Consider the following 11324-nt stretch of genomic DNA (forward strand, 5'->3'; position numbering starts at 1 on the left):
CCGTTTATGCCCCACAGCCCCTCCCGTCGCACCTTCGTCAAAGGCCTCGGCGCCGCCACCGCAGTGGCCGGCCTGGGCCTCTGGCGCCCACTGGCCAGCGCCGCCGAAGGCCATCGCCCAGGCCAACCGCTGCAGGGTCAGGACTTCGAACTGTACGTGGGCCAGACCGCCGTCAACATCACCGGCCGCCCCCGCACTGCCCTCACCGTCAACGGCAGTTTGCCCGGCCCGCTGCTGCGCTGGCGCGAAGGTGACAGCGTAACCTTGCGCGTACGCAACCGCCTGGCCGAACCCACCTCGATCCACTGGCACGGCATCATCCTGCCCGCCAACATGGACGGTGTTCCGGGCCTGAGCTTCGCCGGCATCGAACCTGGCGGCGACTACCTTTACCACTTCACCCTGCGCCAGAGTGGCACCTACTGGTACCACAGCCATTCCGGGCTGCAAGAGCAGGCGGGGGTCTATGGGGCAATCGTCATCGAACCGCGCGAGGCCGAGCCACACGCCTACCAGCGCGACCATGTGCTGCTGTTCAGCGACTGGAGCGATCAGGCCCCCGAAGCACTGCTGGCGACGCTCAAGAAGCAGTCCGACGCCTTCAACTACCACAAGCTCACCGTGGGTGACTTCATCGAGGATGTCGCTCGCGACGGCTGGCGCAAGACCGTCGACGAGCGCCTGATGTGGGCCGGCATGCGCATGAGCCCCACCGACCTTGCCGACATCAGCGCGGCCACCTACAGCTACCTGCTCAACGGCCAGCCGCCGGACGGCAACTTCACCTGCCTGTTCCGCCCCGGCGAGACGGTACGCCTGCGCCTGATCAACGCCTCGGCCATGACCTACTTCGACTTCCGCATCCCCGGCCTGAAACTCACGGTGATCGCCGCAGACGGCCTACCTGTGGTTCCGGTGACGGTCGACGAACTGCGCATCGCCGTGGCCGAAACCTTCGACGTACTGGTCGAGCCGGGCGATGCGCCAGCCTACACCCTGTTCGCCCAGAGCATGGACCGCACCGGCTTTGCCCGTGGCACCCTGGCACATGCTCACGGCCAGCAGGCGCCCGTCCCTGCAACGGACCCACGCCCCCGGTTGACCTTGAACGACATGGGGCATGGCGGCATGGGCGGCACCGCAATGGCAGACATGCCAGGCATGGATCACGCCAGCATGGCCGGCATGGATCACGCGGCAATGGCCGCCATGCAGCCACACCCGGCCAGCGAGACTGACAACCCGCTGGTCGACATGCAGACCATGGCGCCCCGCCCAAACCTGGGCGACCCCGGTATCGGCCTGCGCGGCAACGGCCGCCGGGTGCTGACCTACGCCGACCTGCGCAGCCGTTTCGAAGACCCCGACGGCCGCCCGCCTTCACGCGATATCGAACTGCACCTGACCGGCCACATGGAGCGCTTTGCCTGGTCATTTGACGGCGTGAAGTTCAGCGACGCCCAGCCGCTGCGCCTTACCTATGGCGAGCGGGTGCGCATCACCCTGGTCAACGACACCATGATGGCCCACCCCATTCACCTGCATGGCATGTGGAGCGACCTGGAGGATGAACAGGGCAACTTCATGGTGCGCAAGCACACCCTCGATATCCCGCCCGGAACTCGCCGCAGCTACCGGGTCAGTGCCGACGCCCTGGGCCGCTGGGCCTACCACTGCCACCTGCTCTACCACATGGAGACCGGCATGTTCCGCGAGGTACGGGTCGATGAATGAGCTCAACAGCCGCTGGATCCTGACCAGCATCACACTGCTGGTGCTACTGGCCAGCGAAGAGGCGCGCGCACAGCAGAACCCGACCCAACCCAGCACGGCGTTGCCGGTCATCACCGATGCCGACCGCCGCGCCGCCTTCCCCCTTTTGCCGGGCCACCAGGTACATGACGATGCGCTGAACGGCGCGGTGATCGTCGATCAACTCGAATACCAGCACTTCGACAACAGCGGCGTGCTGAACTGGAATGCCACCGCATGGATCGGCGGCGACATCGATCGCCTGTGGCTGCGCAGCGAAGGCGAACGTGAACATGGCATCACCCACAAGGCCGAACTGCAGGCGCTATGGGGCCATGCCATCAGCCCCTGGTGGGAGCTGGTCGGTGGTATACGTCAGGACTTCAAACCTGCCAGCGGCCAGGCCTGGGCAGCGTTCGGCATCCAAGGTACGCCGCTGTATGGGCTGGAGTTCGAAGCCACCGCCTATGCCGGCGAGCGACAGCAGACCGCGCTGCGCCTTGAGGCCAGTTACGCTATGCTGCTGACCAATCGCTGGATCCTCGAACCGAACATCGAAGCCAACTTCTTCGGCCGTAACGACGCCGGGCGCGAACAAGGTTCGGGGCTGGCCGAAAGCGAAGTAGGCCTGCGCCTGCGCTATGAAATCACCCGCAGCTTCGCGCCCTATGTCGGCGTCAGTTTCAACCGCTTGCACGGCACGCGCGCCGACCAGGCCCGTGAAGACGGCGACGACCCTGCGCAGACCCGTCTGGTCGCAGGTGTGCGCCTGCGTTTTTGAAGGAGTTCGACCATGCTACGCAAACACCTGATGGCCTTTGGAGTGCTGGCCATCAGTGGCCTGGCCCAGGCCGCCGACGTCATCGATGTTTACCGCGACCCCAACTGCGGCTGCTGCAAACAGTGGATCAGCCATCTGCGCGACAACGGTTTCACGGTCAACGACCATGTCGAGCCGAACATGAGCGCGGTCAAGCAGCACCTGGGCGTCGCACCACGCCTGGCGTCTTGCCACACCGGCGTGATCGACGGCAAGTTCGTCGAGGGGCATGTGCCCGCCGAACAGGTGCGCCTGCTGGCCAAACGCAGCGATCTCAAGGGGCTGGCCGTGCCGGGTATGCCCATGGGCTCACCTGGCATGGAAATGGGTGACCACAAGGATGCCTATCAGGTCATCGGCCTGACTCAGGACGGCCAGGACACTGTGGTCGCCGAATACTGATGCTCAGTCTCTGGGCGCTGTTTCTCAGCGCCTTTGGCGCGGCCACCTTGCTGCCGCTGCAGTCCGAGGCGGTGCTGGTCGGCTTGCTCCTGCGCAACCCCGACGCCTGGCTCACGCTGTTGCTGGTAGCGACCCTGGGCAACGTGCTCGGCTCGCTGGTCAACTGGCTGCTGGGCCGAGCGATCGAGCGCTTTCGCGAAAAACGCTGGTTTCCGTTCAGCGCCAGCCAGCTGCAAAGTGCGCAACGACGCTACCAACGCTGGGGGCAGTGGTCGCTGTTGCTGAGCTGGATGCCCGTGATCGGCGATCCACTGACCCTGATCGCAGGCATCATGCGCGAACCATTCTGGCGCTTCCTGCTACTGGTCACCCTGGCCAAGGCCGGGCGTTACCTGGTGGTCGCGATGATCACCCTGGGCTGGTTTCACAACGGGTAACACCTTTCACGGTTCCGAGGGTCAACTGACTGCTACAGTCGCCTTTTTCTACTTGAACCTACACGGAGTACCCCGATGCTGCGCGCAACCGCCCTGGCCCTGGCCTGCCTCGTCGGCAGCTCGGCCATCGCCGCCGAGTCGCCCACCTACGGCAAACAGCTCGAAGGTTTCACCTACCCTCACCCACTCAAGCACTTCGCTCTCACCTCCCAGGGCCAAGCCCTGCAGATGGGCTACATGGATGTCCCTGCGCAGGGCAAGGCCAATGGTCGCAGCGTGGTGCTGATGCATGGCAAGAACTTCTGCGCCGCCACCTGGGAAACCACCATCGATGCCCTGAGCAAGGCCGGCTATCGGGTCATCGCCCCGGACCAGATCGGCTTCTGCACCTCGAGCAAGCCGGAGCACTACCAGTACAGCTTCCAGCAACTGGCCGACAACACCCATGCACTGCTTCAACAGCTTGGCATCGACAAGGTCACTGTGCTGGGCCACTCCACCGGTGGCATGCTCGCCACCCGCTATGCGCTGATGTACCCGCAGCAGGTGGAGCGACTGGCCATGGTCAATCCGATCGGCCTGGAAGACTGGAAAGCCTTGGGCGTGCCGTATCGCAGTGTCGATCAATGGTATCAGCGTGAACTCAAGCTCGATGCCGAAGGCGTGCGCAACTACGAGCGCAACACCTACTACGCCGGGCGCTGGAAACCGGAATACGAGCGATGGGTACAGATGCTGGTGGGCTTGAACAAAGGGCCAGGGCACGAGGCGGTGGCATGGAACTCGGCGCTGATCTACGACATGATCTTCACCCAGCCTGTGGTCTACGAGTTCAAGGACTTGAAGATGCCGACGCTGTTGCTGATCGGCGACAAGGATACTACCGCCATCGGCAGCGACATCGCCCCGCCAGAGGTCAAGGCCCGCCTGGGCAAATACGCAGAGCTCGGACCGCAGGTGGCCAAGCTGATTCCCCAGGGGCAACTGGTCACCTTCGCGGGCATGGGACATGCCCCACAGATCGAGGAACCTGAAGCGTTCCACAAAGCCTTGATCAACTGGTTGCAGCAGTAGCGCTCGCCTTGCGGCAAGCTGGGAGCGGCCTTCTACGGCCACAAAGCCGCTCCTGAACAGACGGCGCGGGCAAAGCTGTCACGCCCGCCAGACCTGCTCTTCGCTCCACCCCAGTTCGGCAAAATCATCCGCACGCAGGGGCGCTTCCTCCTCGCAGAAGAATTCGTCCAGCTGCGGCGGGCGCACCGAGGTGTCGCTGAGCATCGCATGCACCTGCCCGCGGTGATGGATCTGGTGTTCGAACAGGTGCGCAAGCAGGCGCAGGCGCTGCTCGCGCTGGACCCGGTCAGGCCGCACGATACTCACATAGCGCCGCAACTGGTCGTCACGCAACAGTCTGCAATACGCGATCAGGCGGTGGTCGGCCTGGGCCTGCTGGGCGTGCAGGTCGGTGCAGGTAGCAAACGGCTGTTCAGGCTCGAAGAAGCGCTCGCCATCCGCCTCGGGAGCTTCACCGCGCTGCTCGCACTCCAGGGCATTGAGGTAGAACCAGTCCACCGTCAGCAGGTGATTGAGCGTGGCCTTGATCGAGGGAAAGAAGCTGCAACGGGGGGCGACGAACTCGTCGTGATTCAGTTGCAGGCATGCCTTGTACAGGCGATGGTTGGCCCAGCCATTGTTGTAGGCCTGGGTCAGCAGATGGTGCGACAGCAGCTCCATGGTCGGCTCCTTCAGGCGAAGCGTTGCAGTTGCATCTCCCGCAGCCGGCTCAGGGTCCGCCTGAACGGGAACGCCAGATACCCTTGAGTGTAGAGCGCTTCGAGCGCAACCTCCGCTTCCAGGTACAAGGCGACCCGACGGTCGTAGCATTCGTCGACCAACGCGATGAAGCGCCGCACACTGTCATCGCGGCGCGACAGCGCCGGTAACTGGCGATCACCAGCCACTACACGCCGGGCGCCGTCCTCGGTTCCGCGGGCGATGCGCCCGGCACGTTGCACCCCGCCCAGTGCTGGCAGCCCCTCCAGCAGGATGGCCGTATAGCGGTCACACAGGGCCATGAACTCAGTCGCCGCCAGCGGTTGCTCGCACAGGTCGGCGAAGCGGCACCAGATCACCTGCTCGCTGCGGCGAATCACCTGGATCTGCCGCGAACCGACCTGCAACGGTTGGTCGGTGCCGGGGTCATCCGCGCTCAGTTGCCGGAATACCTCGACCATTGCGCCGGGCTTGCCCGCCTCGGCAATCCAGTAGCGCTGGCGTTGTTCGCCGGGGTGCAGGCGGTGGTCCTGTTCACCGGCCACGGAAACGATCTGCATGTGCCGCTGGATCGCGGCGATGGCCGGCAAGAAGCGCTCCCGATTGAATCCGTCGAGATACAACTGGTCGGGCGGCTGGTTGGACGTAGCGACGATGACCACGCCCTGGTCGAACAGCACCTGAAACAGGCGCCCCAGGATGATCGCGTCGCCGATATCGCTGACAAACAGCTCATCGAAGCACAGTACGCGGATATCCCTGGCCAGCTCTTGGGCCAACGCATGCAGTGGGTCGGCAGTGCCACTCAGCAAAAACAGGCGCTGGTGCACCCAGGCCATGAAGTGATGAAAATGCTGTCGCCGGGAAGGAACCGCAAGGCACTGCTGGAATTGATCCATCAACCAAGTCTTGCCACGTCCGACCGGGCCCCACAGGTAGACGCCCTGGCCGCTGCGCCCCTGCTCCAGCACCTCGAAGCAATGCTGCAGGGCGGCAACGGCCTCAGCCTGTGCAGGGTCGGCGGCAAAGCCTTGCTGCTCGATGGCTTGCTGATAAAGGGCGTAGGGCGTCATGGCGATGGGTCGCAGGCAAAACGCCATGGTAATGGGGGTTTCCCGGATTCGCCATCAACCCTCGCTCAGGCCCACCTTCAGCAGCGCCCCGTCCTTGGCGTCGGTCAGCACGTACAGGTAACCGTCCGGCCCCACCCGCACATCGCGAATACGCGCATTGAGTTCTCCCAACAGGCGCTCTTCGTGGACGATCTTGTCACCGTCGAGCTGCAGGCGAATCAACTCCTGGGTGGCCAACGCACCGACGAACAGGTTGTGATCCCAGGCCTTGAAGGTCGGGCTGTCGTAGAAGGCCATGCCACTGATACCTGGAGACTTCTCCCACACATGGTGCGGATCCTCCATACCCTCGACATGCTTGCCCTTGGTCTCGGGGATCGGCAGCAGCGAGTAGTTGATGCCATGGGTCGCAATCGGCCAACCGTAGTTCTTGCCGGCCTGGGGAATGTTGATCTCATCGCCGCCGCGTGGGCCATGCTCGTGGGTCCAGAGCTTGCCTGTCCAAGGGTTGAGCGCCGCGCCCTGCTGGTTGCGGTGGCCGTACGACCAGATTTCCGGACGCACATTTTTCTGGCCGACGAAGGGGTTGTCCTTGGGCACCTCGCCATCGGGCAGGATGCGGACCAGCTTGCCCTGCAACTTGTCCAGATCCTGGGCGGTGGGGCGCTGGTTGTTCTCGCCCAAGGCAATGAACAGATACCCCTCGCGGTCGAACACCAGTCGCGAACCAAAGTGGTTACCGTCAGACAGCTTGGGTTGCTGGCGGAAGATCACGGTGAAGTTTTCCAGGCGCGCGCGGTCCTGCGACAGCTGGCCACGTCCGACCGCCGTGCCTGCCTTGCCGTCCGCGCCCTCCTCGGCATACGACAGGTAGACCGTGCGATCCTGGGTGAACTCCGGCGAAAGCACCACATCCAGCAGACCGCCCTGCCCTTGCGCCCAGACCTTGGGCACCCCTGACAGCGGCGGCCCGACCTTGCCTTCGGCCCCGACGATGCGCAGGTTGCCTGAGCGCTCGGTGACGAGCATATCCTTGCCCCCCGGCAGGAATGCCAAAGCCCACGGGTTGACCAGGCCATCGGCAACGGTACTGACGGTCAACTGCCCTTCTTCGCTCGGAAACTGCCTGTCGCCGGCAGCCTGCGCCAATAACGGGAACAGCGCGGCTGCAGCCAGGGTGGTCATCCAGATACGTGACGTCATGCGGGGATCCTTCCAATCAAGAGGCTCAGGGCGCACGTTGTGAATCGCGCGGTGGCCGAGTGGGTTCCAGGTTCGGGGTCTGTTGCTGACGGCGCAGGTTGTCACCGTTGCCGATGCCGCGGTTGTCCAGCGTCGGTGGCCGCACAATGGGTTGGGTCGAGGGACCGCGCACCGGCGGCGTCGCCGGCACACTGCCTTGGCGGCTGTTGGGGTTGGCGCGCTGAATCGGACTGTTGTAGGGGTTATTGCGGTCGCTGGCGGCAAGCAAGGGCATCTGCACGGGGGCCGCGTGTGCTGGAAGGCACAGCAGCAGGCTGATGGCGAGGAAAGGCAGTGTAGGTTTCATCCTTCATCTCCGGTACGAAAAGTCGCGCCCAAGCGTTGGATAGCCTAAGGCGCTTCAGGTTCGCGACAAAAGCATGAAAACCAATGGAGTTGATTCGTGATGTTTCCTTCAGGCCGGAAGCGCTCGGAGCGACAGCGAGGGTTTCACCGATGGAATGTATTTGCCACACTCAAGGGCCCTCTACAGCCAAGGTCTCCTGACATGACCGCCTGCTTGCGTAACTCAGCCCGACTGTGCCTGGCCCTGCTGCTGGCCCTCGCTCTCAATGCCTGCGCACTGCTGCAAAACCGCGATCCGCTGAACATCAATGTCATCGGTATCGAACCCCTGCCCGGGCAGGACCTGGAGTTGCGCATGGCAGTGAAGATACGCGTGCAGAACCCCAACGAGACGCCGGTGGACTTCAACGGTATTGCACTGAATCTGGAAGTGAACGATCAACCGTTGGCGGCAGGTGTCAGCGACCAGCGCGGGCATATCGGCCGTTATGACGAGGCGGTGATCGTGGTCCCGGTGAGCATCACCGCGTTTTCGTTCTTGCGCCAGGCGTATGGCCTGAGCCAAACCCAATCGCTACAGGGATTGCCCTATGTGCTGCGTGGGAAGCTGGCCGGCGGACCGCTGGGTACGGTGCGCTTCACCGATAAAGGCAAGCTCGATCTGCCGCAGCCTGGGGGGGCAGGCTGGTGAGGATCAGCGGTTGGCGCTGGCTGCCGCCATCATCTTGTTGACTTCGCTGCGAACCATGTCGGCGAACTCCGGAGGCGACATACCCTCCAGCTCGGCACGGACCCATTCGGCCCACTTGCCCTTGCGTCGGGGTTTCTCGGCGATCATTCGGGCTGCTTCACCCTTGGCCTTGCCGAGGTTGCTTTGCCAAAGCTGAAACAGTCGGGCTTTTTCCGCCTCGATCTGCGCGCGTTCGGCGAAATCTCTGTTGGCCAGATTGAAACTCATGGTCTTTCCTGCCGCTTGAAAATGAGCGCTATCTTACACCTAGCGGCGAGGCGCTGGTATGCCGGTGCAACTTTCGACGCACGCCGTTATCCACTGTACAAGTCAATCCATCTACGAGGACGTGTTCATGGCCAGGAAATCCACCGCAACAGTCGACAGCGATCAGATCAAGGACCAGGTATTCAGTGAGCTGCAGGCCTTGATCGAGGAGTCCGAAAAGCTTCTCGACGACAGCGCCTCACTGGTGGGCGAAGAAGCCGACACCTTGCGCGCCCAGCTTGGCCTGAAGCTGCGTCAGGCACGCCAGGCCACCAGTCGTCTGGGGCAGAAGGCACAGCCGGTGGTAGATGCCACGCAGGAGTACATTGGTGGTCATCCGTGGCAGACCGTCGCGATTTCCGCAGGTTTCGGGCTGGTGGTCGGCTTGCTGCTCGGCCGTCGTCAGTGAGCTGACTCCCCTCCGCAGGCCCGCTCGCCCTCAGGCGGGCTGGGCCATCGGGATGCCGCTGTGAAAGCGCATCTCCATATCTGGCGAGCTGATCAGCTCGGCCTCCACTTCCCTCACCTTCTTCACCACCCGCGCGATATCCGCTTCTTCACCATAGTGGTGCGCCAGTTTCAGGTAGCCCTGGTAATGACGTGCCTCGCTCTTGAGCAGGCCGTGGTAGAAGGTGCCAAGTTCCTCATCCAGGTGTGGCACCAGCGCTGCGAAACGCTCACAGCTGCGCGCCTCGATAAAAGCGCCGACGACCAGGGTATCGACCAGCTTGACCGGCTCGTGAGCACGCACGACGCGGCGCAAGCCCGAGGCATATCGTCCTGCCGAAACAGGCCGCAGGGGGACGCCACGACGCTTCATCAGGCGCAGAACCTGTTCATGGTGCACCAGCTCCTCTCGGGCCAGGCGCGACATCATGTTGATCAAGTCCAGATGGGTGTTGTACTTGGCGATCAGGCTGAGCGCGGTGCTGGCGGCCTTGAACTCGCAGTTCTTGTGGTCGATCAGCAGGGTTTCCTGGTCGGCGAGCGCCGCTTCGATCCAGGCGTCAGGCGTAGGGCAGCCAAGGAAGGCGTCGATTTCAGGGGTCAGGGACATAAGCTCACAGCTGGGTAGCATCGCAGGAGCGCGGATTATACCGAGGGCGATGCCGATCGCCAGCGACTATGCTTGATACACGTCAAACGGCGCGACACAGACCGCCGACTATAGTCAGGCATTGGCCTTCATATCCCAACGGAGTCATGTCCATGCAAGCCGTTCGCAGCATCCTCGTCGTACTCGACCCCGAGCACGCCCACAGCCGGGCCTTGACCCGGGCCAAGCTGATCGCCGGGGTGACCGGCGCACGCCTGCATCTGCTGATGTGCGACAAGAAGCAGGACCATAGCGCCCTGCTCAGCCTGCTCAGTAGCCAACTGCATGATGATGGCTACGACAATGTCACCCATGAGCAAGCCTGGCATGACACGCTGCATGAGTCGATTATCAGTGTGCAGCAAGCCGAAGGGTGCGAACTGGTGATCAAGGAGCATCGTCCGGACAATCCGCTGCGCAAGGCGCTGCTCACACCCAGCGACTGGAAACTGTTGCGCCAATGCCCCTGCGCCGTGCTGATGGTCAAAAGCGAACGGCCTTGGACCGGCGGCAAGATCCTCGCAGCGGTGGATGTGGGGAATCAGGACGGGGATCATCGGCGGCTACATGCCAGTATCATCGACCATGGCTATGCGATCGCCAGCCTGGCCAAAGGCGAGCTGCATGTGATCAGCGCTCACCCCTCGCCTATGCTGTCGGCGTCCGACCCGGTGTATCAGCTCAGCGAAACCATCGAAAAACGCTACCGCGAAGCGTGCTCGGCATTCCAGGCGGAGTTCGATATCAGCGAAGATCGCCTGCATGTCGCCGAGGGGCCTGCCGATGTACTGATTCCCTATACCGAGAAACAGATAGATGCGGTGGTCACCATCGTCGGTACCGTTGCGCGCACGGGGATATCTGGCGCCTTGATCGGCAACACCGCCGAGGTGGTGCTTGATTCACTCGAGGGGGATGTACTGGTGCTCAAGAGCGAGGAGGCCACGACGCATCTGGCCGAGTTGGCGCGCGGTTGATTGCGATACAGATCGGTTTTTCAGTCGCTGTTTTGGACGGCCAGAAAGACAAAACCCCTACCTGCTCGCGCAGATAGGGGTTTTGCGAAATGAATCTTGACGATGACCTACTCTCACATGGGGAAACCCCACACTACCATCGGCGATGCATCGTTTCACTGCTGAGTTCGGGATGGGATCAGGTGGTTCCAATGCTCTATGGTCGTCAAGAAATTCGGTTGCCAGTGCGCCTTTGCAGACACGCCAGCTAATTCGGATATGTGATCTTTGTGAGTCGCTTCGAACTTTCGGTTCGTTTCGTCTTCACCACCACAATCTGCAAGGCAAATTGCTTGGGTGTTATATGGTCAAGCCTCACGGGCAATTAGTATTGGTTAGCTCAACGCCTCACAGCGCTTACACACCCAACCTATCAACGTCGTAGTCTTCGACGGCCCTTCAGGGGATTC

The 11324-nt window shown here is 62.7% G+C and carries 14 protein-coding genes and 2 rRNA genes; 8 read left to right on the forward strand and 8 right to left on the reverse strand.

Annotation, left to right across the window (positions count from 1 at the left end; translation table 11 throughout):
• The first annotated feature begins 6 nt into the window (after positions 1-6).
• From VA602_RS07985 to VA602_RS08005, 5 genes are all read left to right on the forward strand, one after another.
• Positions 7-1734, forward strand: a complete 1728-nt coding sequence (locus tag VA602_RS07985; RefSeq protein ID WP_323452942.1) for a copper resistance system multicopper oxidase — start codon at positions 7-9, stop codon at positions 1732-1734.
• Positions 1727-2533: a copper resistance protein B gene (locus VA602_RS07990; RefSeq protein ID WP_323452943.1), complete on the forward strand. Its 807-nt coding sequence runs from the start codon at positions 1727-1729 to the stop codon at positions 2531-2533. The genes VA602_RS07985 and VA602_RS07990 overlap by 8 nt, the downstream gene beginning before the upstream one ends.
• A gap of 12 nt (positions 2534-2545) precedes the next feature.
• Positions 2546-2974, forward strand: coding sequence for a DUF411 domain-containing protein (locus VA602_RS07995; protein WP_323452944.1), 429 nt, complete (start codon positions 2546-2548; stop codon positions 2972-2974).
• Entirely contained in the window at positions 2974-3411 is a 438-nt protein-coding gene (locus VA602_RS08000; RefSeq protein ID WP_323452945.1) for a YqaA family protein, read from the forward strand. Before VA602_RS07995 ends, VA602_RS08000 begins: the two co-directional genes overlap by 1 nt.
• A 75-nt stretch (positions 3412-3486) precedes the next feature.
• Positions 3487-4485, forward strand: coding sequence for an alpha/beta fold hydrolase (locus VA602_RS08005; RefSeq protein WP_323452946.1), 999 nt, complete (start codon positions 3487-3489; stop codon positions 4483-4485).
• 78 nt (positions 4486-4563) lie between these two features.
• On the opposite strand, the gene VA602_RS08010 is transcribed toward VA602_RS08005, so the two are convergent.
• The 4 genes from VA602_RS08010 to VA602_RS08025 are packed head-to-tail and all read right to left on the reverse strand — an operon-like array spanning position 4564 to position 7806.
• Positions 4564-5145: a DinB family protein gene (locus tag VA602_RS08010; protein WP_323452947.1), complete on the reverse strand. Its 582-nt coding sequence runs from the start codon at positions 5143-5145 to the stop codon at positions 4564-4566.
• Between the two features lie 11 nt (positions 5146-5156).
• Complete coding sequence (gene zapE, locus VA602_RS08015; protein WP_407682501.1) at positions 5157-6284, reverse strand: cell division protein ZapE; 1128 nt, start codon at positions 6282-6284, stop codon at positions 5157-5159.
• Positions 6285-6311: 27 nt separating this feature from the next.
• Positions 6312-7460, reverse strand: coding sequence for a PQQ-dependent sugar dehydrogenase (locus VA602_RS08020; protein ID WP_323452948.1), 1149 nt, complete (start codon positions 7458-7460; stop codon positions 6312-6314).
• Between the two features lie 25 nt (positions 7461-7485).
• Entirely contained in the window at positions 7486-7806 is a 321-nt protein-coding gene (locus VA602_RS08025) for a hypothetical protein (RefSeq protein WP_151926147.1), read from the reverse strand.
• Between the two features lie 201 nt (positions 7807-8007).
• Here VA602_RS08025 and VA602_RS08030 point away from each other — a divergent pair, with 201 nt between their 5' ends.
• Positions 8008-8496 (forward strand): LEA type 2 family protein, encoded by a 489-nt coding sequence (locus tag VA602_RS08030; RefSeq protein ID WP_054895324.1) that lies wholly within the window; start codon positions 8008-8010, stop codon positions 8494-8496.
• 3 nt (positions 8497-8499) lie between these two features.
• Here the strand turns inward: VA602_RS08030 and VA602_RS08035 are convergent, their stop codons facing one another.
• Positions 8500-8763 (reverse strand): hypothetical protein, encoded by a 264-nt coding sequence (locus VA602_RS08035; RefSeq protein WP_054895323.1) that lies wholly within the window; start codon positions 8761-8763, stop codon positions 8500-8502.
• A 127-nt stretch (positions 8764-8890) separates the two neighbouring features.
• On the opposite strand from VA602_RS08035, the gene VA602_RS08040 reads away from it, so the two are divergent.
• Positions 8891-9211 carry a DUF883 family protein gene (locus VA602_RS08040; RefSeq protein WP_054895322.1) on the forward strand — a complete coding sequence of 107 codons (321 nt, stop codon included), beginning with the start codon at positions 8891-8893 and terminating at the stop codon, positions 9209-9211.
• 30 nt (positions 9212-9241) lie between these two features.
• Here the strand turns inward: VA602_RS08040 and miaE are convergent, their stop codons facing one another.
• Positions 9242-9859, reverse strand: coding sequence for a tRNA-(ms[2]io[6]A)-hydroxylase (gene miaE / locus VA602_RS08045; RefSeq protein ID WP_323452949.1), 618 nt, complete (start codon positions 9857-9859; stop codon positions 9242-9244).
• A gap of 152 nt (positions 9860-10011) precedes the next feature.
• Here miaE and VA602_RS08050 point away from each other — a divergent pair, with 152 nt between their 5' ends.
• The gene (locus VA602_RS08050) at positions 10012-10875 is read left to right on the forward strand and encodes a universal stress protein (RefSeq protein WP_054895320.1); all 864 of its coding nucleotides are present in this window, start codon (positions 10012-10014) and stop codon (positions 10873-10875) included.
• A gap of 94 nt (positions 10876-10969) precedes the next feature.
• Here VA602_RS08050 and rrf read toward each other — a convergent pair.
• Positions 10970-11085: ribosomal RNA gene (gene rrf, locus VA602_RS08055) — 5S ribosomal RNA — on the reverse strand.
• A gap of 133 nt (positions 11086-11218) precedes the next feature.
• Positions 11219-11324: ribosomal RNA gene (locus tag VA602_RS08060) — 23S ribosomal RNA — on the reverse strand; the annotation flags it as partial.

Source organism: Pseudomonas machongensis (genome assembly GCF_034961125.1).
In the GTDB taxonomy this organism is placed as follows: domain Bacteria; phylum Pseudomonadota; class Gammaproteobacteria; order Pseudomonadales; family Pseudomonadaceae; genus Aquipseudomonas; species Aquipseudomonas machongensis.

What these genes read in the sequence shown, in the direction of transcription:
- VA602_RS07985 (WP_323452942.1), top strand. Translation starts at nt 7, where the DNA reads ATGCCCCACAGCCCCTCCCGTCGCACCTTCGTCAAAGGCCTCGGCGCC.
- VA602_RS07990 (WP_323452943.1), top strand. Translation starts at nt 1,727, where the DNA reads ATGAATGAGCTCAACAGCCGCTGGATCCTGACCAGCATCACACTGCTG.
- VA602_RS07995 (WP_323452944.1), top strand. Translation starts at nt 2,546, where the DNA reads ATGCTACGCAAACACCTGATGGCCTTTGGAGTGCTGGCCATCAGTGGC.
- VA602_RS08000 (WP_323452945.1), top strand. Translation starts at nt 2,974, where the DNA reads ATGCTCAGTCTCTGGGCGCTGTTTCTCAGCGCCTTTGGCGCGGCCACC.
- VA602_RS08005 (WP_323452946.1), top strand. Translation starts at nt 3,487, where the DNA reads ATGCTGCGCGCAACCGCCCTGGCCCTGGCCTGCCTCGTCGGCAGCTCG.
- VA602_RS08010 (WP_323452947.1), bottom strand. Translation starts at nt 5,145, where the DNA reads ATGGAGCTGCTGTCGCACCATCTGCTGACCCAGGCCTACAACAATGGC.
- zapE (WP_407682501.1), bottom strand. Translation starts at nt 6,284, where the DNA reads ATGGCGTTTTGCCTGCGACCCATCGCCATGACGCCCTACGCCCTTTAT.
- VA602_RS08020 (WP_323452948.1), bottom strand. Translation starts at nt 7,460, where the DNA reads ATGACGTCACGTATCTGGATGACCACCCTGGCTGCAGCCGCGCTGTTC.
- VA602_RS08025 (WP_151926147.1), bottom strand. Translation starts at nt 7,806, where the DNA reads ATGAAACCTACACTGCCTTTCCTCGCCATCAGCCTGCTGCTGTGCCTT.
- VA602_RS08030 (WP_054895324.1), top strand. Translation starts at nt 8,008, where the DNA reads ATGACCGCCTGCTTGCGTAACTCAGCCCGACTGTGCCTGGCCCTGCTG.
- VA602_RS08035 (WP_054895323.1), bottom strand. Translation starts at nt 8,763, where the DNA reads ATGAGTTTCAATCTGGCCAACAGAGATTTCGCCGAACGCGCGCAGATC.
- VA602_RS08040 (WP_054895322.1), top strand. Translation starts at nt 8,891, where the DNA reads ATGGCCAGGAAATCCACCGCAACAGTCGACAGCGATCAGATCAAGGAC.
- miaE (WP_323452949.1), bottom strand. Translation starts at nt 9,859, where the DNA reads ATGTCCCTGACCCCTGAAATCGACGCCTTCCTTGGCTGCCCTACGCCT.
- VA602_RS08050 (WP_054895320.1), top strand. Translation starts at nt 10,012, where the DNA reads ATGCAAGCCGTTCGCAGCATCCTCGTCGTACTCGACCCCGAGCACGCC.